The sequence below is a fragment of the Leptothrix cholodnii SP-6 genome (assembly GCF_000019785.1).
Lineage (GTDB): Bacteria > Pseudomonadota > Gammaproteobacteria > Burkholderiales > Burkholderiaceae_C > Sphaerotilus > Sphaerotilus cholodnii.
This window is the reverse complement of sequence record NC_010524.1, coordinates 1,842,346-1,868,426: the sequence shown is the minus strand read 5'-3', so window position 1 is coordinate 1,868,426 and position 26,081 is coordinate 1,842,346. Positions and strand designations below refer to the sequence as shown.

General features: G+C 68.0%; 23 protein-coding genes. 13 read left to right on the top strand and 10 right to left on the bottom strand.

Features of this window, described 5'->3' with window-relative positions; translation table 11 throughout:
* Window positions 1–40: 40 nt before the first annotated feature.
* The 5 genes from rplT to aceA form a co-directional block, all read right to left on the bottom strand.
* Complete coding sequence (rplT, locus tag LCHO_RS08740; protein ID WP_012346776.1) at window positions 41–397, bottom strand: 50S ribosomal protein L20; 357 nt, start codon at window positions 395–397, stop codon at window positions 41–43.
* Between the two features lie 27 nt (window positions 398–424).
* Window positions 425–628 carry a 50S ribosomal protein L35 gene (gene rpmI, locus LCHO_RS08735; protein WP_012346775.1) on the bottom strand — a complete coding sequence of 68 codons (204 nt, stop codon included), beginning with the start codon at window positions 626–628 and terminating at the stop codon, window positions 425–427.
* Between the two features lie 124 nt (window positions 629–752).
* Window positions 753–1,307, bottom strand: a complete 555-nt coding sequence (infC, locus tag LCHO_RS08730) for a translation initiation factor IF-3 (protein WP_083772702.1) — start codon at window positions 1,305–1,307, stop codon at window positions 753–755.
* 80 nt (window positions 1,308–1,387) lie between these two features.
* On the bottom strand, window positions 1,388–3,301 hold the full coding sequence (gene thrS / locus LCHO_RS08725; RefSeq protein ID WP_012346773.1) for a threonine--tRNA ligase: 1,914 nt from the start codon (window positions 3,299–3,301) through the stop codon (window positions 1,388–1,390).
* 283 nt (window positions 3,302–3,584) lie between these two features.
* On the bottom strand, window positions 3,585–4,901 hold the full coding sequence (gene aceA, locus LCHO_RS08720; protein ID WP_012346772.1) for an isocitrate lyase: 1,317 nt from the start codon (window positions 4,899–4,901) through the stop codon (window positions 3,585–3,587).
* A 379-nt stretch (window positions 4,902–5,280) separates the two neighbouring features.
* Between aceA and LCHO_RS08715 the strand changes: the two genes are divergently transcribed.
* From LCHO_RS08715 to LCHO_RS08660, 12 genes are all read left to right on the top strand, one after another.
* On the top strand, window positions 5,281–5,850 hold the full coding sequence (locus tag LCHO_RS08715; RefSeq protein ID WP_012346771.1) for a hemerythrin domain-containing protein: 570 nt from the start codon (window positions 5,281–5,283) through the stop codon (window positions 5,848–5,850).
* A 71-nt stretch (window positions 5,851–5,921) separates the two neighbouring features.
* On the top strand, window positions 5,922–7,247 hold the full coding sequence (gene aptA, locus LCHO_RS08710; RefSeq protein ID WP_012346770.1) for an omega-aminotransferase AptA: 1,326 nt from the start codon (window positions 5,922–5,924) through the stop codon (window positions 7,245–7,247).
* Between the two features lie 61 nt (window positions 7,248–7,308).
* Window positions 7,309–8,634, top strand: coding sequence for an NAD(P)/FAD-dependent oxidoreductase (locus tag LCHO_RS08705; RefSeq protein ID WP_012346769.1), 1,326 nt, complete (start codon window positions 7,309–7,311; stop codon window positions 8,632–8,634).
* A 225-nt stretch (window positions 8,635–8,859) separates the two neighbouring features.
* On the top strand, window positions 8,860–9,630 hold the full coding sequence (locus LCHO_RS08700) for a gamma-glutamyl-gamma-aminobutyrate hydrolase family protein (RefSeq protein ID WP_012346768.1): 771 nt from the start codon (window positions 8,860–8,862) through the stop codon (window positions 9,628–9,630).
* 107 nt (window positions 9,631–9,737) lie between these two features.
* Window positions 9,738–11,102 carry a glutamine synthetase family protein gene (locus LCHO_RS08695; protein ID WP_012346767.1) on the top strand — a complete coding sequence of 455 codons (1,365 nt, stop codon included), beginning with the start codon at window positions 9,738–9,740 and terminating at the stop codon, window positions 11,100–11,102.
* Window positions 11,103–11,136: 34 nt separating this feature from the next.
* On the top strand, window positions 11,137–12,549 hold the full coding sequence (locus LCHO_RS08690) for an aspartate aminotransferase family protein (RefSeq protein WP_012346766.1): 1,413 nt from the start codon (window positions 11,137–11,139) through the stop codon (window positions 12,547–12,549).
* Between the two features lie 24 nt (window positions 12,550–12,573).
* Window positions 12,574–14,070, top strand: a complete 1,497-nt coding sequence (locus LCHO_RS08685) for an aldehyde dehydrogenase (protein WP_012346765.1) — start codon at window positions 12,574–12,576, stop codon at window positions 14,068–14,070.
* Window positions 14,071–14,237: 167 nt separating this feature from the next.
* On the top strand, window positions 14,238–15,365 hold the full coding sequence (locus tag LCHO_RS08680; RefSeq protein WP_012346764.1) for a polyamine ABC transporter substrate-binding protein: 1,128 nt from the start codon (window positions 14,238–14,240) through the stop codon (window positions 15,363–15,365).
* Window positions 15,366–15,399: 34 nt separating this feature from the next.
* Window positions 15,400–16,506, top strand: a complete 1,107-nt coding sequence (locus tag LCHO_RS08675; RefSeq protein ID WP_012346763.1) for an ABC transporter ATP-binding protein — start codon at window positions 15,400–15,402, stop codon at window positions 16,504–16,506.
* Between the two features lie 10 nt (window positions 16,507–16,516).
* Complete coding sequence (locus LCHO_RS08670) at window positions 16,517–17,464, top strand: ABC transporter permease (RefSeq protein ID WP_012346762.1); 948 nt, start codon at window positions 16,517–16,519, stop codon at window positions 17,462–17,464.
* Entirely contained in the window at window positions 17,461–18,300 is an 840-nt protein-coding gene (locus LCHO_RS08665) for an ABC transporter permease (RefSeq protein ID WP_012346761.1), read from the top strand. The genes LCHO_RS08670 and LCHO_RS08665 overlap by 4 nt, the downstream gene beginning before the upstream one ends.
* A gap of 4 nt (window positions 18,301–18,304) precedes the next feature.
* Entirely contained in the window at window positions 18,305–19,228 is a 924-nt protein-coding gene (locus LCHO_RS08660; protein ID WP_012346760.1) for a DMT family transporter, read from the top strand.
* On the opposite strand, the gene LCHO_RS08655 is transcribed toward LCHO_RS08660, so the two are convergent.
* From LCHO_RS08655 to dusA, 3 genes are all read right to left on the bottom strand, one after another.
* Window positions 19,210–21,123, bottom strand: coding sequence for a bifunctional diguanylate cyclase/phosphodiesterase (locus LCHO_RS08655; protein ID WP_012346759.1), 1,914 nt, complete (start codon window positions 21,121–21,123; stop codon window positions 19,210–19,212). The two genes, LCHO_RS08660 and LCHO_RS08655, sit on opposite strands and share 19 nt — an antisense overlap.
* Window positions 21,124–21,126: 3 nt before the next feature.
* Window positions 21,127–22,413, bottom strand: coding sequence for a GGDEF domain-containing protein (locus LCHO_RS22075; RefSeq protein ID WP_150105439.1), 1,287 nt, complete (start codon window positions 22,411–22,413; stop codon window positions 21,127–21,129).
* 68 nt (window positions 22,414–22,481) lie between these two features.
* Window positions 22,482–23,510, bottom strand: coding sequence for a tRNA dihydrouridine(20/20a) synthase DusA (dusA, locus tag LCHO_RS08645; RefSeq protein ID WP_012346757.1), 1,029 nt, complete (start codon window positions 23,508–23,510; stop codon window positions 22,482–22,484).
* Between the two features lie 224 nt (window positions 23,511–23,734).
* On the opposite strand from dusA, the gene LCHO_RS08640 reads away from it, so the two are divergent.
* Complete coding sequence (locus tag LCHO_RS08640) at window positions 23,735–23,956, top strand: hypothetical protein (RefSeq protein WP_012346756.1); 222 nt, start codon at window positions 23,735–23,737, stop codon at window positions 23,954–23,956.
* A gap of 24 nt (window positions 23,957–23,980) precedes the next feature.
* Here LCHO_RS08640 and selD read toward each other — a convergent pair whose 3' ends face one another.
* On the bottom strand, window positions 23,981–25,048 hold the full coding sequence (gene selD, locus LCHO_RS08635) for a selenide, water dikinase SelD (RefSeq protein ID WP_012346755.1): 1,068 nt from the start codon (window positions 25,046–25,048) through the stop codon (window positions 23,981–23,983).
* A gap of 14 nt (window positions 25,049–25,062) precedes the next feature.
* The gene (gene senB / locus LCHO_RS08630; RefSeq protein ID WP_012346754.1) at window positions 25,063–26,064 is read right to left on the bottom strand and encodes a selenoneine biosynthesis selenosugar synthase SenB; all 1,002 of its coding nucleotides are present in this window, start codon (window positions 26,062–26,064) and stop codon (window positions 25,063–25,065) included.
* Window positions 26,065–26,081: the final 17 nt, after the last annotated feature.

Sequence of the window (26,081 nt, the reverse complement as noted above, 5' to 3'; positions counted from 1 at the left end):
ACGCGGGGCACGGGCTCAAGCCCGTACCCGCACGACAAACTCAAGCGAGCTGGGCCTTGACCTTGTCGACGATGCTGCCGAAGGCGGCCGGATCGTGGATGGCCATGTCCGACAGGACCTTGCGGTCGATGTCGATCTGGGCCTTCTTCAAGCCAGCAATGAACTTGCTGTAGGTCAGGCCGAGCGAACGGCTGGCTGCGTTGATACGCGCGATCCACAGGCGGCGGAACACGCGCTTCTTGGCACGGCGGTCACGGTAGGCGTATTGACCCGCCTTCATCACCGCCTGTTTGGCGATGCGATAGACGTTCTTGCGGCGACCGCGGAAACCCTTGGCCAGTGCCAGGACCTTCTTATGACGAGCACGGGCGGTAACACCACGTTTGACGCGAGGCATGTATTGACTCCTTCAGTGCGTGGTTGATTACAGACCGGCGAACGGCAGCATTTGCGCGATGTGACCCATGTTGGTCTCATGCACAGCAACCGTACCGCGCAGGTGGCGCTTGTTCTTGGTCGTCTTCTTGGTCAGGATGTGGCGCTTGAACGCCTGACCGCGCTTGACGGTGCCACCCGGACGAACGCGAAAACGCTTCTTCGCGCTGCTCTTGGTCTTCATCTTGGGCATGACTGCTCCTTTTAACGTTCCCGTGAGGCGCCGCGAACTGCTCGCGGTCTTGGTGGCCTCCGGGGCACAGGGCGGTTGCAGCGACCAAACCGCAACCACCTCATCCTTCAAATCGATTGCTCGATCACTTCTTGCGCTTGGGCCCGAGCACCATGATCATCTGGCGGCCTTCGAGCCTGGGCATGTTCTCGACCACGCTGACATCGGTCAGCTCGTCGCGGATGCGTTCCAGCAGGCGCATGCCGATGTCCTGGTGGGTGATTTCACGACCGCGATACCGCAGCGTGACCTTGCCCTTGTCGCCCTCTTCGAGGAAGCGCCGCAGGTTGCGCATCTTGATCTGGTAGTCGCCCTCGTCGGTACCCGGCCGGAACTTGACTTCCTTGATGTCGATGACGTGCTGCTTGGCCTTGGCCTCGGCGGCCTTCTTCTGCTCAAGGTACTTGAACTTGCCGTAGTCCATCAGACGACAGACCGGCGGCTGAGCCGTGGCAGAGATTTCGACCAGGTCCACGTCGTTTTCGGCCGACATGCGCAAGGCGTCCTGGATGCTGACGATGCCCAGAGGCTCGTTCTCGAGTCCGTTCAGACGGACTTCCAGGGCGGTGATCTCGCGGTTCAGGCGGTGCTTGCGCTCGACATTGGGCGTCCTGCGATCAAGAAAAGTAGCGATGGTCAGTTTCCTTCGGGGCTTGCGCCCAAGATCAATGAATGGTGCCCACCGCTACAACCAGGACCAAGCACGGCGAGCCGCCACCCTCAGGTGGCAAGTTCAGCAGCGAGCTTCTGGGAGAAGGCCTCCAGGGCCATCACACCGAGGTCCTGATTGCCTCTGGCGCGCACTGCAACGGCCCCGGATGCCCGCTCCTTGTCACCGACAACGATCAGGTACGGAACCTTTTGCAACGAATGCTCGCGTATTTTATACGTGATTTTTTCGTTGCGCAGGTCCAGCGCTACCCTAAGCCCTTGTTTTTGCAGCGATCGCGCCACGTCACGGGCGTAGTCGGCCTGTCCGTCGGTGATATTGAGCACGCTCACCTGGGTCGGAGCCAGCCAGAACGGCAAGGCGCCGGCGTGTTCCTCGATGAGGATACCGATGAAACGCTCGAGGCTGCCAAGGATGGCCCGGTGCAGCATCACGGGGTGCAGGCGCTCGCCGGACTCGGCCACGTACTCGGCATCCAGGCGCTCGGGCAACGAGAAATCGACCTGGATCGTGCCGCACTGCCAGTGGCGACCCAGCGCATCCTTGAGCGTGTACTCCACCTTCGGGCCGTAGAACGCGCCCTCGCCCGGCGAGATCTCGAACTCGCAACCCGAATTGCGCAGGCTGGCGATCAGTGCCGCTTCGGCCTTGTCCCAGAGTTCGTCGGAGCCGATGCGCTTTTCAGGGCGCGTCGCCACCTTGTACAGAATCTCGGTGAAGCCGAAGTCGGCGTAGACCTTCTGCAGCAGCGTGGTGAAGGCATCGCACTCGGGCAGGATCTGGTCTTCGGTGCAGAAGATGTGACCGTCGTCCTGCGTGAAGCCGCGCACCCGCATGATGCCGTGCAGGCCGCCGCTGGGCTCGTTGCGATGGCACTGGCCGAACTCGCCGTAGCGCAGCGGCAGGTCCCGGTAGCTCTTGATGCCCTGCTTGAAGATCAGGATGTGACCGGGGCAGTTCATCGGCTTGAGCGCGTAGTCGCGCTTCTCCGATTCGGTCGTGAACATGTTGTCGCGGTACTTGTCCCAGTGGCCGGTCTTCTCCCACAGCCCCTTGTCGAGGATCTGCGGCCCCTTGACCTCCTGGTAGCCGTTGTCGCGATAGACCCGGCGCATGTACTGCTCGACCTGCTGCCAGACCGTCCAGCCCTTGGGATGCCAGAACACCACGCCCGGTGCGTGCTCGTCGATGTGGAACAGGTCGAGTTCGCGACCGAGCTTGCGGTGATCGCGTTTCTCGGCCTCTTCGAGCATCACCAGGTACTTCTGCAGGTCGTCCTTGGTCGCCCAGGCCGTGCCGTAGATGCGCTGCAGCATCTCGTTGCGGTGATCGCCACGCCAGTAGGCGCCGGCCACCTTCATCAGCTTGAAGAATTTCAGCTTGCCCGTGCTCGGCACGTGCGGGCCGCGGCACAGGTCGGTGAACTTGCCTTCGGCGTAGAGCGACACCGCCTGGTCGGCCGGGATGCTCTCGATGATTTCTGCCTTGTAGGCTTCGCCGATCGACTTGAAGTAGGACACCGCCTCGTCGCGCGGCATGACGCTGCGCACCACCGGTTCGTCCTTGGCGGCGAGATCGCCCATCTTCTTTTCGATCGCCGCCAGATCGTCGGGCGTGAACGGGCGCTTGTACGAGAAGTCGTAGAAGAAACCGTTCTCGATGGTCGGGCCGATCGTGACCTGCGCATCGGGAAACAGCTCCTTGACCGCGTATGCCAGCAGGTGCGCGGTCGAGTGGCGGATGACGTCCAGCCCGGCGGCGTCCTTGGCCGTGATGATCGACAGCGCCTCGTCGGCCTCGATGCGATGGCTGGTGTCGACCAGGCGGGCGGCATCGCCCGTGCCGATGCGTCCGGCCAACGCCGCCTTGGCCAGGCCGGCGCCGATCGACGCGGCCACTTCGGCCACCGTCACCGGGCCATCGAACTCGCGGCGAGAACCGTCGGGCAGTTGAATTGCAATCATGGTCATCCTCGAGTGCGCCCTTGCGCGGGCCGCAACAAAAAACAAAAAGCGCGGTGGTTGCCGCGCTTTCTCATGAGGAAGTGAAGACGTACGAGAACGGCGGCCGACCGACTAGATCCGGGTGGAGATCGCAGTGGTAGTTCGCGGTGTCATAACCGTGTCGCCTTTCCCAGTCCTTGAGCGTGCATGAGAGCGGTGATTCTAAGCAAAAAGCCCAGGGGATCGCCCTGGGCCCGTGCATCGGGTCGGCCGCGATCGCAGCCGACCCGCTCCGAGTTCCAGATCAGTGGAACTGTTCTTCTTCGGTCGAGCCGGTCAGCGCCTTGACGCTGGACGAGCCGCCCTGGATCACGGTGGTGACGTCGTCGAAGTAGCCAGCGCCGACTTCCTGCTGGTGCGACACGAAGGTGTAACCCTTGTCGCGCGCAGCGAATTCCTGCTCCTGGACCATTTCCACGTAGTGCTTCATGCCTTCGCCGCGGGCGTAGGAGTGGGCGAACTGGAAGGTGTTGTACCAGTTGATGTGGATGCCGGCCAGCGTGATGAACTGGTACTTGTAGCCCAGCGCGCTCAGCTCTTCCTGGAAGGCGGCGATCTGGCTGTCGTTCAGGTTCTTCTTCCAGTTGAACGACGGCGAGCAGTTGTAGCTCAGCAGCTTGCCCGGGCATGCACCGTGCACGGCTTGCGCGAATTCACGGGCGAAGCCGATGTCGGGCACGCCGGTTTCGCACCACACCAGGTCGGCGTACGGCGCGTAGGCGATGCCGCGGCTGATGGCCTGCTCCAGGCCGTTCTTGACGCGGTAGAAGCCCTCTTGCGTACGCTCGCCGGTGACGAACGGCTGGTCGTTGGCGTCGCAATCACTGGTCAGCAGGTTGGCCGCTTCGGCGTCGGTACGGGCCAGCACGATGGTCGGCACGCCCATGACGTCAGCGGCGAACCGGGCGGCGATCAGCTTCTCGACGGCTTCGCGGGTCGGAACCAGCACCTTGCCACCCATGTGACCGCACTTCTTGACCGCGGCGAGCTGGTCTTCGAAGTGGACGCCGGCAGCGCCCGACGCGATCATGTTCTTCATCAGTTCGAAGGCGTTCAGCACGCCGCCGAAACCGGCTTCCGCGTCAGCGACGATCGGCAGGAAGTAGTCGACGAAACCTTCATCGCCCGGGTTGATGCCACGGCCCCACTGGATCTCGTCAGCGCGCTTGAAGGTGTTGTTGATGCGGCGCACCATGGTCGGCACCGAGTCGTACGCATACAGCGACTGGTCGGGGTACATGGTTTCGGAGGTGTTGCCGTCGGCGGCGACCTGCCAGCCCGACAGGTACACGGCTTCCAGGCCGGCCTTGGCCTGTTGCATCGCCTGACCGGCGGTGATCGCGCCGAACGCGTTCACGTAGCCCTTCTTGGCGCCGCCGTTGACCTTGTCCCACAGCTTTTCGGCGCCCATCTTGGCCAGCGTGTACTCGGGCTGCATGCTGCCGCGCAGGCGCACGACGTCAGCGGCGCTGTAGCCGCGCTTCACCAGCTTCCAGCGGGGGTTCTCGGCCCAGTCTTTTTCCAGGGCGGCGATCTGTTGTTCGCGGGTCAGGCTGCTCATCGGAAGCTCCGTTCAAGTGAGAAATCAGGGGGTGCGATGGGTTCAACTTTAGCGACCTTCGCCAGCCTTCGACAAGACTTATGTCTTATATAAGATATAAATTACTTCTCAATAAAATCAACAGCTTACACATCAAATCTCACGATGAGAAACTGATTTTCTCAAGACGGGAGTTTTTTTGCGGCACCGCAACATGTATTGATTCCACAATGTGAAAACGCATTCAGTCCGGTGAAACCCTCGATGCCGCTGCCGGCCTCGCCCAGTTCGGCGGGCGACTGCGCCACACGGCTGCAGGCATCGCCGACGTTCCTTGATGCGGCGCAACATCGCCAACGGAGCCGGCCCAACAATCGGCTGGTTTTCGGAGGTGATACACATGTCGAACGGATCCCTGCAAGCACTCCACGCCCGAGCCAGCTCGCGCGCCCGACCCGAAACCAGCGAGGCGCTGTCACCGATGGAGGTGCTCGACGCCGACCATCGACAGATGGTCGTCATGCTGGCCAAGCTGGGCTCGCTGGTCGACGCCGGCAATGACCTGTCGGCGCAGCCGATGCGCGCCCTGGCCCTCGAGGTGCACGGCTTTTTCGGCGAACACGCGCGCCGCCACCACGCCGACGAAGAACAGCACATCTTCCCCGACCTGCTCAACAGCAGCGACGCCAGCGTGCGTGCGCACGCCGAGCGCCTGCAGCAGGATCACCGCTGGCTCGAGCAGGACTGGCTCGAACTCGCACCCAGCATCTCGTGCGTGGCCGACGGCATCGGCGGCATCGATGAAGACATGTTGCGCGAGGCGATCGGGATCTTCACCGCGCTCTACCAGGAGCACATCGTGCTCGAAGAAAGCATCGCCTACCCGGAGGCACGCCGGGCCCAGGCCGCTGCCGAGGCCGGCCGAGCCTTGCGCCGAGCCACCGCGCTCGCAGAGGCCAGCACCGGTTGAGCCTGTCGAGCGTGGCGGGGCATCGCGCCACTTGCTTAGACTGGCGGCCAGACACCTGAATGGAGAGCCCGATGCCGCACGAGATGCCCGACGCCAGTCCGATGGACGCCTACTGGATGCCGTTCACCGCCAACCGCCAGTTCAAGCGCGCGCCGCGCCTGCTGGTCAAGGCCAGCGGCATGCACTACTGGAGTGACGACGGCCGCCAGATCCTCGACGGCGTGGCCGGCCTGTGGTGCGTCAACGCCGGCCACGCCCGGCCGAAGATCGTCCAAGCCATCCAGCAGCAGGCCGCCGAGATGGATTTCGCGCCGCCGTTCCAGATGGCCCACCCGAAGGCCTTCGAGCTGGCCGACGCATTGACCCGGCTGATGCCGGCCGGACTCAACCGGGTGTTCTTCACCAACTCGGGCTCCGAGTCGGTCGAGACCGCGCTGAAGATCGCGCTGGCCTACCACCGCGCCCGCGGCGACGGCACGCGCACCCGGCTGATCGGCCGCGAGCGGGGCTACCACGGCGTCAACTTCGGCGGCATCTCGGTGGGTGGCATCGTCGGCAACCGCAAGGTCTTCGGCCCGATGCTCGGCGGCGTCGACCACCTGCGCCACACCCACGACCCGGCGCGCAACGCCTACAGCGTCGGCCAGCCCGCACACGGCGCCGACCTGGCCGACGACCTCGAGCGCCTGGTCGCGCTGCACGACGCCTCGACCATCGCCGCGGTGATCGTCGAGCCTGTGGCCGGCTCGACCGGCGTGCTGGTGCCGCCCACCGGCTACCTGCAGCGCCTGCGCCAGATCTGCGACAAGCACGGCATCCTGCTGATCTTCGACGAGGTCATCACCGGTTTCGGCCGCACCGGCCAGGCGTTCGCGGCACATACCTTCGGCGTCACGCCCGACCTGATGACGGTGGCCAAGGGCCTCACCAACGGCTGCGTGCCGATGGGCGCGGTGATCGCCAGGCAGGCCATCCACGACACCTTCATGAGCGGGCCCGAGCACCTGATCGAGTTCCCGCACGGTTACACCTACTCGGCCCACCCGCTGGCCTGCGCCGCCGGCCTGGGCACGCTGGCAACCTATGCCGACGAAGGCCTGCTGACACGCGCCGGCGAGCTGCAAGGCTACTTCGCCGAGTCGCTGCACACGCTGCGCGGTGCGCCGCACGTGATCGACATCCGCAACATCGGCCTGGTGGGCGGCATCGAGCTGGCGTCGATCCCGGGAGAACCGGGCAAGCGCGCGTTCAACGTGTTCCTCGACTGCTTCGAGCGCGGCCTGCTGGTGCGCACCACCGGCGACACGATCGCGCTGTCGCCGCCGCTGATCATCGAGCGCGCCCAGATCGACCAGATCGTCGGCACGATCGCCGACGCCCTCAAGCGCACAGCCTGACAGACGCGCCACCGCCCGCAGGTGCAACGACTGCCGCGCAGATCCTGTTAGCCTGACGCGCATGGGCCGACTGCTGGACATCGACACCGCTCTCGCGAGCGACTCGTACTACGCCGCCACGGCGATCCGTGACCACCACTGGCCGGTGTTCGACGGCGATCTGCGCTGCGACGTGGCGGTGGTCGGCGGCGGGTTGGCCGGGCTGTCGGCTGCGCTGGAGCTGGCCGAACGGGGCCACCAGGTGGTGCTGCTCGAAGCCCAGCAGGTCGGCTGGGGCGCATCCGGGCGCAACGGCGGTCAGGCCATCCACGGGCTGGCCTGCGATCAGACCGAGATCGAGCAGCAGCTCGGCCTGCGCGCGGCGCGCCAGGTCTGGGACATGAGCCTGGAGGCGATCGACCTGATCGGCCAGCGCTGCCAGCGCCACCGCATCGACTGCGACTGGCAGAGCGGCTACCTGAGCCTGGCCACCAACGTGCGCAAGGCCAGCGAGCTCAAGACCTGGGTCGAGCGCATGGCGCGGGTCTACGAACACGCGTTCCAATGGATCGCACGCCAGGAACTCGAACACTGGATCCACAGCCCGCGCTACTACGCCGGCATCCACGACCCGCGATCGGGCCACCTGCACCCGCTCAAGTACGCGCTCGGCCTGGCTCGGGCGGCCAGTGCAGCGGGCGTGCGCATCTACGAAAGCAGCGCGGTGACCCGGCTCGAACGCGGCCAGCCCGCCACGCTGCACACCGCCCGCGGCAAGGTGGTGGCCGATCAGGTGCTGCTGGCCGGCAACGTCCACCAGCAGGGCCTGGCGCCCGAACTCGAGCCGCGCATCATGCCGGTGGGCACCTACATCGCCTGCACCGAACGCCTGCCGGCCGAGCTGCTGGCCGACCTGCTGCCCACCCGCGCGGCGGTCTGCGACACCAACTTCGTGCTCGACCACTTCCGCCCCACCGCCGACCACCGGCTGCTCTACGGCGGGCGCGTCAGCTACAGCATGTTCACGCCGCGCCGGCTGGCCGAGTCGATGAAGGCGCGCATGGTGCGCACGTTCCCGGGCCTGAGCGAGGTGCGCATCGCCCACGCCTGGGGCGGCTTCGTCGACATCAGCATGAACCGCGCGCCCGATTTCGGCCGTCTGCCAGGTGTCGGCACCGATCGCGCGGCGCGCACGCCCAACGTCTACTACCTGCAGGGCTTCTCGGGCCACGGGCTGGCGCTGACCGGTCTGGCCGGCAAGCTGGTGGCGCAGGCAATCAGCGGCGACAGTTCGCGCTTCGACGTGTTCGCGCGCATCAAGCACCGGCCGTTTCCGGGCGGGCGCTGGCTGCGCATGCCGTCGCTGGTGCTGGGCATGGCCTGGTATCGCCTGAAGGACCTGCTCTGAACGCGCACAGGCCACCCGGCCCACGCTCGGTGGAAGCCCGCGGGACGGCCTCGAAGGCCTCTGGCACACTCCGTGCACAAGGTCATTCGAACGACATTCCCAACTTCAGTAAGCCCAGTGTCGCCGGCTCAACAAGCCGGCTGCAGCAAGCCCAATGAGACACCTGCCGCGCACCTCGCCCACCGCAAGAAGTCCGCAAACGCATTCATTCGACGCGAGGCGCTCATGAGTCGCTTGCCCGTCGTGCTGGTACCGGCCTGCAACCGGATGCTCGGCCAGCATCCCTTCCATGTGGCCGGCCAGAAATACGTCGATGCCGTCCGGCTGGCGGGCGCCCTGCCCCTGGTGGTGCCCTCGGCCCACCACGACGAAATCGATGCCCTGCTCGACCTGGCCGACGGCGTGCTGCTGTCGGGCTCGCCCTCCAACGTGCATCCGAGCCGTTTCGGCGAGGACGTGCACGACCCGTCGCTGCCGCTCGACCCGGTGCGCGACGACTGGACCCTGCCGCTGATCCCGCTCGCGCTGGCACGCGGCCTTCCGCTTTTCGCAATCTGCCGCGGCTTCCAGGAGGTCAACGTCGCCCTCGGCGGCAGCCTGCACCAGGCCGTGCAGACGCTGCCCGGCCACCTCGATCACCGCGCGCTGGCCGTGCTGCCGGTGGCCACGCAATACGGCCCGGCGCACCGGGTGGCGATCCGGCCCGGCGGTCTGTTCGAGCGCCTGTTCGATGGCGAAGGCATCGACGGATTCGAAGTCAACAGCCTGCACGGTCAGGGCGTCAACCGACTGGCCGACGGCCTGCGCATCGAGGCACTCGCGCCCGACGGTCTGGTCGAAGCGTTTTCGGTCACCGACACGCCCGGCTTCGGCCTGGGCGTGCAGTGGCACCCCGAGTGGCAGGCCGCGCACAACCCGGTCTCGATGACGCTGCTGCGCGCCTTCGGCGCCGCCTGCCAGGAGTACCGCGACACCCACCGGCCACCGAGCCGCTGAAGGGGCGTCGCCCGCCGCGGCGATGCATCTTCGACGGGTGGCAGCGCCGCAGCCCCGGCCCATCGTGCCCACGATGCGAGCAAATGCGGCGCGCAAAGGGATTGCTCATGCTCACCAAAGATCACTTCACGTTCAGCGACCTGGAAAACTGGCTCAACGAGCGCCGCGTCACCGAAATCGAATGCCTCGTTCCGGACCTCACCGGCGTGGCGCGCGGCAAGATCCTGCCGCGCCAGAAGTTCACCGAAGACCGCGGCATGCGCCTGCCCGAGGCGGTGGTGGCAATGGGCGTGACCGGCGAGTTCCCCGAAGAGGGGCCCTACTACGACGTCATCAACCCGACCGACCGCGACATGCACCTGCGCCCCGACCCGCGCACCGTGCGCATCGTGCCGTGGGCCACCGACCCGACCGCGCAGGTCATCCACGACTGCTACGACAAGGAAGGCCGGATGGTGCCGTTTGCGCCCCGCTCGGTGCTGCGGCGCGTCTGCGGACTTTTCGACGCCGAAGGCTGGAGCCCGGTGGTGGCGCCCGAACTCGAGTTCTACCTGGTGGCGCGCAACTCCGATCCCGACATGCCGCTGAAACCCCCGATCGGCCGCAGCGGCCGGGCCGAAACCTCGCGCCAGGCCTACTCGATCGACGCGGTCAACGAGTTCGATCCGCTGTTCGAGGACGTCTATTCGTACTGCGAGCAGATGGAGCTCAACGTCGACACGCTGATTCACGAGGTCGGCGCCGGCCAGATGGAGATCAACTTCTTCCACGACCACCCGCTCGGGCTGGCCGACGAGGTGTTCTTCTTCAAGCGCACCGTGCGCGAGGCGGCGATGCGCCACGACATGTTCGCCACCTTCATGGCCAAGCCGATCGCCGGCGAGCCAGGCAGCGCCATGCACATCCATCAAAGCGTGCTCGGCCGCGACGGCAAGAACCTCTTCAGCAACCCCGACGGCACGGCCAGCCGCGAGTTCTACTGGTACATCGGCGGGCTGCAGAAATACATCCCGGCGGCGATGGCGCTGTTCGCGCCCTACGTCAACAGCTACCGCCGGCTGTCGCGCTTCACGGCCGCACCGATCAACATCCAGTGGGGCACCGACAACCGCACGGTCGGCATCCGCAGCCCGGTGGCCACGCCGGCCGCGCGCCGCATCGAGAACCGCGTCATCGGCGCCGACGCCAACCCCTACGTCGCGCTCGCCGCGACGCTGGCCTGCGGCTACCTGGGCATCAAGAACCGCATCGAGCCGACCCCGGAATGCAAGGGCGACGCCTACCTCGGCGACTTCGCGTTGCCACGCAGCCTGGGCGAAGCGCTCGACCTGCTGCGCAACGAAAAAGACCTGGCCGACGTGCTCGGCGCCGAGTTCATCACCGTCTACACCGAGGTCAAGGAGATCGAGCACGCCGAGTTCATGAAGGTGATTTCACCGTGGGAGAGGGAGCACCTTCTCCTGCACGTCTGAACGCGACACCTTCGACCGAACCCGGAGAACCCCGATGAACACGAACATCCCGACCCACGCGGCGCCCCGCACCACCGCCGACTGGCAAGCCGCCGACGCCGCGCACTTCCTGCATCCGTTCACCGACTTCCAGGCGCTGGCCCGGAAGGGCTCGCGCATCATCACGCGCGCGCACGACGTCTACCTCTGGGACAGCGAGGGCCACCAGCTGTTCGACGCGATGAGCGGCCTGTGGTGCGTCAACGTCGGCTACGGCCAGGAGGCCCTGGTCGACGCCGCCACGCAGCAGATGCGGCAACTGCCGTTCTACAACAGCTTCTTCCAGACCACCACGCCACCGGCCGTCGAGCTGGCCGAGCTGCTGGCGCAGATCAGCCCGCCGGGTTTCCAGCACGTGTTCTTCGCCAACTCCGGCTCGGAGGGCAACGACACCGTCGTGCGCATGGTGCGGCGCTACTGGGATCTGCAGGGCCAGCCCGAGCGCCAGGTGATCATCGGCCGCTGGAACGGCTACCACGGCTCGACCATGGCCGGCGCCTCGCTCGGCGGCATGAAATACATGCACGCGCAGGGCGGCCTGCCGATCCCGGGCATCGACCACATCGACCAGCCCTACTGGATCGAACACGGCCGCGGCATGGACCGCGAGGCCTTCGGCCTGAAGGCCGCGCGCTGGCTCGAAGACAAGATCCTCGAGATCGGCGCGGACAAGGTGGCCGCCTTCATCGGCGAGCCAGTGCAGGGCGCGGGCGGCGTGATCGTGCCGCCGGCGAGCTACTGGCCCGAGATCCAGCGCATCTGCGACCGGTACGGCATCCTGCTGGTAAGCGACGAGGTCATCACCGGCTTCGGGCGCACCGGCAACTGGTTCGGCTGCCAGACCATGGGCACGCGGCCCGACCTGATCACCTTCGCCAAGGGCGTGACCAGCGGCTACGTGCCGCTGGGCGGCGTGCTGGTCGGCGAGCGCGTCGCCAAGGCCCTGATCGAACAGGGCGGCGAGTTCGAACACGGCTACACCTACTCGGGCCACCCGGTGGCCTGCGCGGTGGCGCTGGCCAACATCCGGCTGATCCGGCAGCTCGGCCTGGTCGAGCATGTGCGCGAGGACGTCGGCCCGTATCTGGCGCAGCAGTTCGAGGCGCTGCGCGCGCACCCGCTGATCGGCGACACCCAGACCTGCGGCCTGATGGGCGCGATGCTGCTGTGCAAGGACAAGGCCGGTCCCGATGGCGCGCCGGTGGCCTTCGACGCGTCGCTCGAAGTCGGCATGCTGTGCCGCGGCCACTGCTTCGCCAACGGCCTGGTGATGCGCGCGGTCGGCGACCGCATGATCATCGCGCCGCCACTGGTGATCACGCGCGCGCAGATCGACGAGCTGATGGGCCTGATCCGCCGCTGCCTCGACCTGACGCTGGCCGACCTGCGCCAACGCGGCGCGCTCTGAACGCGGCACCGAAGGAGCAAGCCGATGAACAGCCCCGACACCGACTGGCACGCCCGCGCCCTGGCCCTGCGCATCGACGGCCGCGCCGTCATCGACGGCGAGCGCCGCGACGCGCTGGCGGGCGAGACCTTCGCCTGCCATTCGCCGATCGACGGCCGCCGGCTGGCCGCGGTGGCGCGCTGCCGCGAGGCCGATGTCGACCGCGCGGTGGCCTCGGCCCGCGCCGCCTTCGACGACGGCCGCTGGGCCCGCAAGGCACCGGCCGAGCGCAAGAAGATCCTGCAGCGCTTCGGTGAAAAGATCCTCGCCGCGCGCGAGGAACTGGCGCTGCTCGAGACCCTAGACATGGGCAAGCCGATCCGCTACTCGCTCGCCGTCGACGTGCCGTCGACCGCGCGCACGATCACCTGGTACGCCGAGGCGATCGACAAGGTCTACGACGAGATCGCGCCCACCGGCCGCCACGCGCTGGCGCTGATCACGCGCGAGCCGATGGGCGTGATCGGCGCCATCGTGCCCTGGAACTACCCGATGATCATGGCCGCCTGGAAGCTCGGGCCGGCGCTGGCCACCGGCAACTCGGTGGTGATCAAGCCGAGCGAGAAGTCGCCGCTCACCGCGCTGCGGCTGGCCGAACTGGCGCTCGATGCCGGCCTGCCGCCGGGCGTCTTCAACGCCGTGCCGGGCTACGGCCACGAGGCCGGCGAGGCGCTGGCGCTGCACATGGATGTCGACGCCATCGGCTTCACCGGCTCGACCCGGGTGGGCCGCAAGATGCTCGAGTACGCCGGCCGCTCCAACCTCAAGCGCGTGTTCAACGAGCTGGGCGGCAAGTCGGCGTTCATCGTCTTCCCCGACCACCAGGATCCGGCGCTGGCCGCCTGCACCGTCGCGGCCAGCCTGTACTTCAACCAGGGCGAGTCGTGCAATGCACCGTCGCGGGTGCTGGTGCATGAATCCATCGCCGACGACTTCGTCGCCGCGGTGCGTGCCGAGATGCCGAAGTACGCGCCGGCCGATCCGCTCGACGCTGGCAGCGTGATGGGCGCGCTGGTCGACGAGGGCCAGATGAACACGGTGCTCGGCTTCATCGCCTCGGCCGAGACCGAAGGCGCGGTGTGTGCAGCCGGTGGCCGCCAGGTGCGCGCCGAGACCGGCGGCTACTACGTCGAGCCGACCTTGTTCGACCAGGTGAGCCCGCAGATGCGCATCGCCCGCGAGGAGATCTTCGGCCCGGTGCTGTCGGTGCTGCGCTTCTCGACCGAGGCCGAGGCCGTGGCACTCGCCAATGCCAGCCCCTACGGTCTGCAGGCCAGCGTCTGGAGCCACGACATCAACCGTGCCCATCGCGTGGCACGCGCCTTGCGAGCCGGCACGGTCCATGTCAACCAGTACGACGAGGACGACATCACCGTGCCGTTCGGCGGCTACAAGCAAAGTGGCAACGGCCGCGACAAGTCGCTGCACGCGCTCGACAAGTACACCGAACTCAAGACCACCTGGCTGCGCATCGACGACTGAACCCGCGCGGCGCAACGGCGTTGCAGGCAGGGCGAGCCCCGGTCTGAAATGCCGTTGCGCTGCACCATAATTCGCGCCGCGGCAAGGCAGGGATCGCGGTCATCCGTCTTCCTGACCGCCACGTTGCAGGCTTTTCTTCCTCTCTTTTCCTTTGCTCAGGAGCATTCATGACACTGAAGTCCTCACGGCCCACGAAGTTGCTCAACATGCTGGTGGCCGCCATGGCGGTTGCCGCTTCTGCCGGCGTTCACGCGCAGGAAGAAAAAGTCCTGAACATCTACAACTGGGCCGACTACATCGCCGAAGACACGATCAAGAACTTCACGAAGGAAACCGGCATCAAGGTCCGCTACGACAACTTCGACAGCAACGAGGCGCTGCACGCCAAGCTGGTGGCGGGCAAGTCGGGCTACGACATCGTGGTCCCCGGCTCGCACTTCGCCAAGCAGCAGATCGAGGCCGGCCTGCTGATGAAGCTCGACAAGAGCAAGCTGACCAACTACAAGAACCTCGACCCCGCCATCCAGGCCCAGCTGGCCAAGATGGATCCGGGCAACGAGCACATCGTCGACTGGCTGTGGGGCTACACCACGGTGGGCATCAACAAGGAGAAGGTCGCGAAGGCGCTGGGCGACATGCCCATGCCCGAGAACGCCTGGGACCTGGTCTTCAAGCCCGAGTACGCCAAGAAGCTCAAGGGTTGCGGCGTGTCGTTCCTGGACACCGCCTCCGAGATCATCCCGATCGCGCTGAAGTACGTGGGCAAGGATCCTCACAGCAAGAGCGCCGACGACTACAAGGCCGCCGCCGAGATGCTCAAGCAGATCCGCCCGTCGGTGACGCGCTTCGCCGGCTCGGGTTCCGACTACATCGACCAGATGGCCAGCGGCAAGCTCTGTGCGGTGGTCGGCTGGTCGGGCGACATCCTGATCGCCAAGGACAAGTCGGCCAAGGCCAAGAAGCCGCAGCAGCTCGAAGTGCTGCTGCCCAAGATGGGCGGCCTGCTGTTCTTCGACACCATGGCGATCCCCAAGGATGCCAAGCACCCCGACAACGCGCACAAGTTCATCGACTACATCCTGCGCGCCGAGGTGCATGCCTCGCTGACCAACTCGGTGTTCTACGCCAACCCGAACAAGGCCTCGCTGCAGTTCGTGGACGCGGCGATCGCCAAGGATCCGGCGGTGTTCCCGAACGAGGCCGCCATGGCGACGATGATCCCGCCCGGCACGCCCGACCAGGCCACGCGCAAGCTGATCACGCGCACCTTCACCAACTTCAAGGCCAACCGCTGAGGCGGCGCGCGCGCACCGAGGACGAGGAATCCGCATGAGCGTTGTCCAGCAACAAGAAGACTCGGCCTTTCTGCGGATCGAAGCCGTGGTGAAGGATTTCGGTGAGTTCCGCGCCGTCGATCAGGTCAGCCTGAACGTCGCGCGCGGCGAGATCTTCGCGCTGCTGGGCTCGTCGGGCTGCGGCAAGAGCACGCTGCTGCGCATGCTGGCGGGTTTCGAGTCGCCCACCTCGGGGCGCATCGTTCTCAACGGCGCCGACCTGGCCGGGCTGCCGCCGTATCGGCGCCCGGTCAACATGATGTTCCAGTCGTATGCGCTGTTCCCGCACCTGACGGTGTGGGACAACATCGCCTTCGGCCTCAAGCGCGACGGGCTGCCGCGCGTCGAGATCGAGCAGCGCGTCGAGGAGATGCTGCGCCTGACCCAGCTCGGCAAGTACGCCAGGCGCAAGCCGCACCAGCTCTCGGGCGGCCAGCAGCAGCGCGTGGCGCTGGCGCGCAGCCTGGCCAAGCGGCCGCAGCTGCTGCTGCTCGACGAGCCGCTCGGCGCGCTCGACAAGAAGCTGCGCGAGCAGACCCAGATCGAGCTGGTCAACATCATCCACAGCGTCGGCGTGACCTGCGTGATGGTCACGCACGACCAGGAAGAGGCGATGACGATGGCCTCGCGTCTGGCCGTCATGAGCGAAGGCCGTTTCCTGCAGGTGGGCGGCCCGGCCGACATCTACGAGACGCCGGCCAGCCGCTTCGTCGCCGACTTCATCGGCAACGTCAACCTGATGGACGGCAAGATCACGCTCGACGAGCCCGACCGGGTCGAGGTCGAGTGCGGCGACGTGACCCACCACGTCGGCCACGGCATCACCGGCTACCTCGGCATGCCCGTCACGGTGGCGGTGCGGCCCGAGAAGATCCACCTCACGCGCGAACGTGCGGCGCTGCCGCACAACCAGGTCAGCGGCACGGTGCACGCGCTGTCGTACTTCGGCAGCTTCACGATCTACCACCTGCGGCTGGCCAGCGGCGCGACGCTCAAGGTCAACGTCGAGAACGAGGAGCGCCTGACCGCCGACAACCCGGTGGTGGGCGATCAGGTCTGGGCCCACTGGTCGCCGACCGCCCAGGTCGTGCTGACGCAGTGAGGATCCGGCCATGAGCATCCACACCACCCGCATCGCGCGCCTGGCCGAACGGGCCCGCGCGCTGGGCGGGCGCAACAGCGTGATCGGCGTGCCCTATGTGTGGCTGCTGATCTTCTTCCTGCTGCCGTTCCTGATCCTGCTGCGCATCAGCCTGTCGTCGATGGACGGCGCGCTGGTCACCGAACTGGTCCACTGGACCGAGACCGAGCTGACGCTGACCGTGCGGCTGGGCAACTACCAGCTGCTGTTCACCGACGACCTCTACATCAGCACCTACGGCCTGTCGCTGCTGTACGCCGGCGTCACCACGCTGGTGTGCCTGGCGATCGGCTACCCGTTCGCCTACTTCATGGCGCGCTCGGCCGCATCGCTGCAGCCGCTGCTGCTGATGGGCGTGATGCTGCCGTTCTGGACCAGCTTCCTGCTGCGCGTCTACGCCTGGAAGGGCCTGCTCGACGCCGACACCGGCTGGGTCGGCACGGCGCTCAAGGCGCTGGGCATCGACCAGGTGCTGTTCGCGCTCGGCGCCATCCCGGCCGAGGGGCAGTTCATGTACAGCCCGTTCTCGCTGGTGATCGGCATGGTCTACACCTATCTGCCGTTCATGGTGCTGCCGCTGTACGGCACGCTGTCCAAGCTCGACATCCGCCTGCTCGAAGCCGCGCAGGACCTGGGCGCGACGCCCTGGCAGACCTTCTGGCGCGTGACGGTGCCGCTGTCGCGCGCGGGCATCGTCGCCGGCGCCATGCTGGTGTTCATCCCGTGCGTGGGTGAATACGTGATCCCCGAACTGCTCGGCGGCCCCGAGACGCTGATGATCGGCCGCGTGCTGTGGGACGAGTTCTTCGCCAACAACGACTGGCCGATGGCGTCGAGCGTGGCGGTGGTGATGGTCATGATGATCCTGGTGCCGCTGGCCATCTTCAACCGCAGCCAGGCGCAGGCGACGCACAAATGATCACCACCCCCACCGCCCGCTGGGTCAGCCGCCTGTGGCTGTTCGGCGGCTTCGCCTTCCTCTACCTGCCGATCGTCTCGCTGGTGGTGTTCAGCTTCACCGAGTCGCCGGTGCCCAACGTCTGGAGCGGCTTCTCGCTGCGCTGGTACGAGAAGCTCGTCGGCGACGAGGACATCCGCGCCGCGCTGTTCCTGAGCCTGCAGGTCGCGGCCGGCTCGGCCACCGGCGCGGTGGTGCTGGGCACGCTGGCGGCGTTCACGCTCGAGCGCTATCCGCGCTTCAGGGGCCGCACGCTGTTCTCCGGGATGATCAACGCGCCGCTGGTGATGCCCGAGGTCATCGTCGGCCTGTCGCTGCTGCTGATGCTGGTGTCGGTGCAGCGTGTCTTCGGTTTCCCCGAGCGCGGCCTGATGACGATCTGGCTCGGCCACCTGCTGGTCGGCATGGCCTACGCCACGGTGGTGATCTCGGCGCGCCTGCGCGACCTCAATCCGCAGTTCGAGGAGGCCGCGCAGGACCTGGGCGCCCGGCCGATCCAGGTGTTCTTCCTGGTCACGCTGCCGATGATCGCGCAGTCGCTGCTGGCGGCCTGGCTGCTGACCTTCACGCTCTCGCTCGACGACGTCGTGATGTCGGCCTTCCTGTCCGGCCCGGGCTCGACGACGCTGCCGCTGGTGATCTTCTCGCGCGCCCGGCTCGGCCTCGACCCCACCGTCAACGCGCTCGCCACGGTGGTGATCGCGGTGGTCGCGGTGTTCGTGGTGCTGTCGAGCTACCTGATCGCGCAGCGCGAGCGCCGGCTCTGGAAAGAACAGCAGGCGGCCCTGAAGGGCTGACGCCGTGAGGCGCCGTCCGCTGCCGCCGTGGCTGGCCTACGCCTGCCTGGGCGCCAGCATGGCGCTGGTGGGCAGTTACGTCGGGCTGTCCAAGCTGCTGGTCGGCGTGTTCCCGATCTTCCTGCTGGCGTGGCTGCGCTTCGGCATCGCCGCGGTCGCGATGGCCGGCTGGCTGCGCCGGCCCGCCGACGAGCAGCCGCTGTCGCGCCACGACCGCGTGCTGCTGTTCTTCGAGAGCTTTCTCGGCAACTTCCTGTTCTCGGTCTGCATGCTCTACGGCGTGCTGCTCAGCACCGCGCTGGCGGCCGGCGTGATCATGGCGGCGCTGCCGGGCGTGGTGGCGCTGCTGTCGCGGCTGTTCCTGCGCGAGCGGCTGACACCGCAGGTGCTGGCGGGTATCGGCTGCGCGGTGGCGGGCATCATGCTCGTCAGCCTGGCCAAGCCGGCTGCCGCCGACACCGTCACCGAGCCCGGCCACGCGGTGCTGCTCGGCAACCTACTGCTGATGGGCGCGGTGTTGTGCGAAGCCAGCTACGTGGTGATCGGCAAGAAGCTCAGCGGCCCGCTCGGCCCCAAGCGCATCAGCGCGCTGGTCAATGCATGGGGCCTGGCACTGGTCACGCCGCTGGGGCTGTGGCAGGCGCGGTCGTTCGACTTCGGCGCGGTCGGCGACGGCACCTGGGGGCTGCTGGTGTTCTACGCGCTGGCGGCCAGCGTGGCCACGGTCTGGCTGTGGATGACCGGGCTGCGCCAGGTACCGGCTGCGCAGGCGGGCGTGTTCACGGTGATGCTGCCGCTGGCCGCCGCCGGCGTGGGCGTGGGCCTGCTCGGCGAACACGTCAGCGGCGCCCAGGCCGGCGCATTTGCGCTGGCCCTGCTGGGCGTCGCGCTGGCCACCTGGCCGGCCGGTCAGCGCGCCAGCGACTGAGGGGTGCCGGCCAGGTCGTCGCCGCCCCACTCGCTGGCGCGGTGGGTCGCCTTGGTGGCGTACATCGCCGCATCGGCGTCGCGCAGCAGGGTTTCGATCGTGTCGTCGCCGCCGCAGAAGAGCCGGTAGCCGACGCTGGCACGGCAGACGAAAACCGCCTCGCCCACCGGCATGTCGTGACTGATCGCGGCCTCGATCTTGGCCTCCAGTGCCTGTGCCTCGACATGGGCCTGCGCCACGTCGGCGCCCAGGTCGGTGCAGACCACCACGAACTCGTCGCCACCCAGCCGCGCCACGGTGTCGCTCTCGCGCACGGTGGCGCGCAGGCGCCGGGCCACGTCGACCAGCAGGCGGTCGCCGGCCGCGTGGCCGTGCAGGTCGTTGAGCTGCTTGAAGTGGTCGAGATCGATGAAGATCACCGCCGCGCAGACGTGGCTGCGGCGTGCGGCCGCCAGGGCGTGGCCGAGGCGGTCGAGCAGCAGGCGGCGGTTGGGCAAACGGGTGAGCGGATCGTCGAAGGCCAGGCTGCGGATCTCTTCTTCCATCGCACGCTGACGGGTGACGTCGCGCGCGATGCTGGAGGCGCCGACGATCTGCTGCTCGGCATCGACCAGCGGCGCCACCGAGATCGAGATCGCCAGCCGCTGACCGTTCTTGTGCAGCCGCACGGTCTCGAAGGGCTCGACCCGCTCGCCGCGCGCCACGCAGGCCAGGATCTCGGCCTCCTCGTGCTGGCGCTCGGGCGGCAGCAGCACGGTGACGGGTCGGCCCAGCATCTCGGCCTCGGTGTAGCCGAAGATCGCCTCGGCGCCGGCGTTCCAGCTGGTGACGATGCCCGCGCGCGACTTGCAGACGATCGCATCGCGCGAGTAGCGCACGACCGAATCGAAGCGCTGCTGCGCGGCATCGATCTGGCGGCGCGAGCCGCGGTACAGCAGCACGGCCGCCAGGATCACCGTGCCCACGCTCATCGCCGACAGCAGGCCGATCATCAGCGCGATGGTGTTCCAGGCCGGCGCGAAGTCGTCGGTGGCCAGGCCGACGATCACCGTCAGCGGGTAGTCGCGCAACTTGCGGTAGGCGTTGACCCGCTCGATGCCGTCGAGCGCGGTGGCGGCGATGTAGCTGCCCTCTCTGGCCGGATTGGCGAGCACCTCGCGCAGCTGCCGGGAGACCTCGGTGCTGCCGATCAGGCGGCTGTCGTCGCCCGGCCACGGCTCGCGCAGCACCAGGGCCAGGCCCGAGGTGCGGATGGTCGCCGCACCGCGCTGCCCGAGCTCGGGTGCCGCGAAACGGGCGGCGAAATGGCGCACCGGCAGATCCGCCACCACCACGCCCTGGAAACGTCCGTCGGCGCCACGCACGGCGCGCATCAGGCTCATCGACCATTCACCGCTGGCGGTGTCACGCTTGGGGCCGGTGACGATCAGGCCGGCATCGGCGACCGTCATCGCGCGGCGGAAATCGGCCCGCGACGACAGGTCGCGCGCCGCCGGATCGGCCCAGGTGTCGCCGACCACCACCTGCCCGCCGGCATCGGTGACACGAACGCGGCGCAACTCGCCGACCGCGGTCTGCTCGATCTCCAGGTTGCGCTGCAGCACCGGCGAGTTCAGCGACACGCCGGGCTCGCGCTCGGCGATCAGCCGGCTCACCACATGCAGCCAGGTGTCGCAATGGCGGAACACGTCGGCGACATGGGCCTCGAGCAGGCGCACGACGTTCTGGGCCGCCACCGCCGCGCGCTCGCGCTGGCGCAGCTTTTCCTGCCACAGCGAAAGCCCGGCCAGCACCACCACCAGCACCGTCACCAGCAAGGCCGACAGGAAATACGGCAGCCACACCGGCAACGGCGGGTGCAAGGCACCGGTACGCTGCGGCGCGGGCTTGCCCATCGCTCAGACCAGTGGCGCCATCGGCGGGGCGACCACCACGCGGTCACGCCCCTGCGACTTGGCCGACGACAGCGCCTGCTCGGCCGAGCCGAACAGCCGCTCGAACTGCTGCGGCACCGGCACCAGCGCGCGGCCGGTCTGCGAGGCCGCGCCGATGCTGGCCGTCAGGCGCACGGTGGCGTCGCCCAGCGGCACGCGCAAGCGCGCGACCGCCAGGTGCAGGCGCTCGGCCAGCAGCCGGGCCTCCTCGAGATTGGTCTGCGGCAGCAGCACCGCGAACTCCTCGCCGGCCAGGCGGCCGACCTCGTCGGTGGCGCGCAGCTCCTCGAGCAGCAGGCTCGCCACCGCGGCCAGCACGCGATCCCCGGTGGCATGGCCCCAGCGGTCGTTGATGAGCTTGAAGCTGTCGAGGTCGACCATGATGAAGCAGGTCTCGCCGCCGTGGCGCTGGGCGCGGGTCAGCTCGCGCTGGGCCAGCCGCATGATCTCGGCGCGGTTCCACAAGCCGGTCAAGGTGTCGCGCACCGCCATCGACTGCAGTTCGGTGCTGCGCTCCTGCAAGGCCATGCGGGTGACCTGCAGCTCCGACACCAGCGTTTCCTTGAGCACGTGCTTGCGCCAGATCATCAGGCTCACCATGAAGCCCAGCACCGCCGCGATCAGGCCGTCGACGCGGTTGGACAGCAGGCGCGCGTCGTCGCCCTGCGTCAGCCCCATCGCCCAGGCGTAGACCAGGAACGCGCAGCCGTACAACAGGGCCGCCCGCTGCGGTCGCAGCAGGAACAGCGAACCGACCAGCACGCAGCCGATCAGGAACGGCGTGATGCCGGCCGAGATCCACTGATCGATGCTGGCGACGACGATCGTGAAACCGAGCGCGCTGATCAGCCCCCAGGCTTCGAGCACGCCCTGGAAAGCGCGCACGTGCGGCGCCTGGCGCCGCGCCCACCAGATCATCGCGCTGACGATCAGCAGGTTCGCGGCCATGCCCAGGTGCACCACCACCACGGCTTCCTTCCAGCGCGCCACGTTGGCGGCCCGGGCCGCGGCGGCCGCAGCCGCCGAACCGTCGGCCTGCGCATCGAGGCGGGCGTCGGGTGCGGCCGACAGGCCCATCGAACGCGCGGCGTGCTGCGGCGCATCGACCCACGACACCGTCACGTGCAACACGCTCAGCGGCACCAGCAGACAGGCCAGCCACCAGAGCCGACGCAGGTTCTCGAGCATCGCCTGGACGGCGATGCGTTCATTGCGCGCAAAAACTCCGCGCCAGTTGCCAGCTGCTTGCACCAATGCCGTCCTCACCCCGGTTGTGTCAGCCCGGCACACCTGCGTGCCATCAAGCGACGTGCGCGAGTTTAAGGGGCAATCCGTTCGCGTCCGGCGGCCGTCCCGGGGCGCGGCGAAAGCGCGCTCAATTCGTGCGGCGGGCGCAACTTGTGATGATGGTCGGACCAGAACTGCCGCCAGCTGCGCGCACCGGCCACGCCGTTCCAGAGGCCCAGCGCATGGCGCATCGCCTGCGGCCACGGCCGCCCGCCCAGATGCTGGGCCTGCAGATAGTCCATCCAGGCGGCTTCGACCTGCGCGCGCTCGCCCGCCGGCGCGGCCTCGCCGAAGAAACGCAGGTCCCAGCCCGCCATCTGCCAGGGTTCGTGATAGGCCTGACGGCCCACCATCACGCCGTCGACATGGGCCAGGTGCGCGGCGATCTCGTCGTCGGTCCTGATGCCGCCGTTGATGACGATCGTCAGCTGCGGGAAGTCGCGCTTGAGCTGGTAGACCTGCTCGTAGCGCAGCGGCGGGATGTCGCGGTTTTCCTTCGGGCTCAGGCCCTGCAGCCAGGCATTGCGCGCATGCACGATGAAGACCTCGCAGCCCGCATCCGCCAGCGTGCCGACGAAGTCGCGCACGAAGTCGTAGCTCTCGCCACGGTCGATGCCGATGCGGTGCTTGACGGTCACCGGCACGTCCACCGCGTCGCGCATCGCCTTGACGCCATCGGCCACCAGCGCCGGCTCGGCCATCAGGCAGGCGCCGAACGCGCCCTTCTGCACCCGCTCGCTCGGGCAGCCGCAGTTGAGGTTGACCTCGTCATAACCCCAGCGCTGCGCCAGCCTGGCACAGGCGGCCAGATCGGCCGGATCGCTGCCACCGAGCTGCAGCGCCACCGGGTGCTCGATGGCGTCGAAGTCGAGGTGGCGCGCCTGATCCCCGTGCAGCAGGGCGCCGGTGGTGACCATCTCGGTGTAGAGCCGGGTGCGGCGCGTGAGCAGGCGATGGAAGTGGCGGCAGTGGCGGTCGGTCCAGTCCAGCATCGGGGCGACCGACAGGCGCCAGGCCTCGGGGGCGATGCCGGGTTGTTGATGTGCTCGTGAATCGATCATGGGTTCGGACCGGACGGTGCTGCGCCGCGGGTGGCGTGTAAGTGTCTTGCTGCGCCGGTTCGACGCACGGCTGGCCGGTTCGCATGAGCGGCGGCTGCGCGATTGTAGGGATCGTGTCCGACGCCTTGCGAAGCCGAAGCGCCCGCGGGAAGGCCCCTGGGTCAGCTGGCGACAGAGGCCGATGCATGCGGCAGAAACGGCGGTGCGCGCCCTAAACTCGGCCCATGCAATGGTTCAAGGCTTGGCTGACCCGACGCCCGGCGGCATCCCCCGAGCGCCAACGGGCCCTCGATCTCATCGCCGCCATCGACGCCGGCGGGTTGCCGCTCAACCCGGCCCGCGTCAACGACATCGCTCGCAAGCTGGGGCTGGAAGTCTCCACCAAGGCCCGGATCGACGACACGATCGTGCGCATACGGGCCGCCTTGCAACGCGACCCGCCCTGACCGCCCGTCGTGTCGTGCGCAGGATCAGCGCACCACCAGCCGGGCCTCGCCGGCCGCGCTGTCGACGATCCGGCCGATGCAGGCCGCCGCCTCGAAGCCATGCGCGCGGAACACCGCCAGCACCTCGTCCAGCGACGCCGGATCGCACGACACCAGCAGGCCGCCGCTGGTCTGCGGATCGGTGAACAGCGCGCGGTCGACGTCGGCAAAGTCGGCCGGCAGCGCGATGTCGGCGCCGTAGCCGGCCCAGTTGCGGCCGGACGCGCCGGTGATGAAACCCTGTTCGGCGAGCGCGCGCACGCCGTCGAGCAGCGGCACCGCCGACCAGTCGATCTGCACCTGGCAGCCGGCGCCGCGCGCCAGTTCGAGCGCATGGCCGGCCAGGCCGAAGCCGGTGACGTCGGTCAGCGCGTGCACGCCCGGCAGCGCCGCGAGGTCGGGGCCCGGGGTGTTGAGCTTCGTGGTGACGGCGATCATCTGCGCGTAGCCCTCGGCGCCGAGCTGCTCCTTCTTGAGCGCGGCCGACATCACGCCCACGCCGATCGGCTTGCCGAGCACCAGCACGTCGCCCGGGCGGGCATCGGCATTGCGCTTGACGTGTTTCGGGTGCACCAGGCCGAGCGCGACCAGGCCGTAGATCGCCTCGACCGAGTCGATCGTGTGGCCACCCGCGATCGGGATGCCGGCGGCCCGGCAGACCGACGCGCCGCCTTCGAGCACGCGGCCGATGGTCTGCGTCGACAGCACGTTGATCGGCATGCCCACCAGCGCCAGCGCCAGGATCGGCTTGCCGCCCATCGCGTAGACGTCGCTGATCGCGTTGGTGGCGGCGATGCGGCCGAAGTCGAACGGATCGTCGACGATCGGCATGAAGAAATCGGTGGTGGCGATGATCGCCTGCTCGTCGTTGAGCTGGTAGACCGCGGCGTCGTCGGCGGTCTCGATGCCCACCAGCAGCTGCGGCGGGATCGGCATCGCGGCAGTGCCCTTGAGGATCTCGCTCAGCACGCCGGGCGCGATCTTGCAGCCGCAGCCGCCACCGTGCGAGAGCGAGGTCAGGCGGGGTTCGACGGGCTGGTCGGGTGCGTTCATGGGGGCTCCGGAAGTCATGCGGGGGTTGAATCGGGTGTGTGATCGGTCAGCGCGGGCGTCGAGGCGAGGGTCGACGCCAGCAGGTCGAGCAGCGTGCGCCGCTCGTGGTCGGGGGCAAAAAGCGGCGCGCGAGCGGCGCATTGCGCCTGCAGGGCCGCGAGCTTAGCGGCATCGTCGCGCAGTTGCGCCAGCAGGGTTGCCAGGCCGGCTGCGTCGCCCCAGTCGAAGTAGCCGCCGTAGTCGGCGCCGAGCAGGCCGACGTTGCCGCTGATGCGCGAGGCGATCACCGGCGTGCCGCTGGTCACGGCCTCGATCACCACGTGCGCGCCGCCCTCCATGCGGCTGGCGTGTACCAGCACGTGGGCGGCCTGGATGCGCGCGCGGGTGCGTTCGTGCGCCAGCGCGCCGAGCCAGCGGTAGTGCGGGCAGTCGGCCGCCAGCTGGCGGGCCTGGTCGGCCAGCGCGGCGTCGAGCGCGCCGCCGATGTGGTCGAGCAGGATGTCGCTGCGGCCGGCCAGCTGCCGGGCGGCGTCGAAATAGGTGCGCGGCGACTTTTCCTCGCGCAGGTGGCCCACCATCAGCGCACGCAGGTGGCGGACGGTCTTGGCGCGCGGTTTGCGCGCCGGGCTGGATTGCAGGCAGATCACGCCCTTGGCCCGCGCGCCGGGCGGCAGCTCGGCCAGACCCATCTCGTTGAGCACCACCAGGCGGTCGGCCCGTTCCACCGAACGTTGCGCGCTGGCGTCATGCTGCAGATCGCGATAGAGATCGGTGCCGGTCAGCACCAGCACCAGCGGGCGGCACGGCGCGGCGGCACGCCAGGCAGCGACCGACGCAGCCGAGCGGCGCGCGTGCAGCGCGATCATCAGATCCTCGTCGCCGCCGTCCCAGGCATCGGTCAGCCGGACTCGATAATGACCGGCCAGAAAGCCGGCCCAGCGGCGCGCGGTCTGCCAGTTGCCGTTGTTGGCAGCGGCCAGCGCGGGGGTCACGATCACGACGGTAGGAGCCTTCATCGGCCGGGGTTATAGCG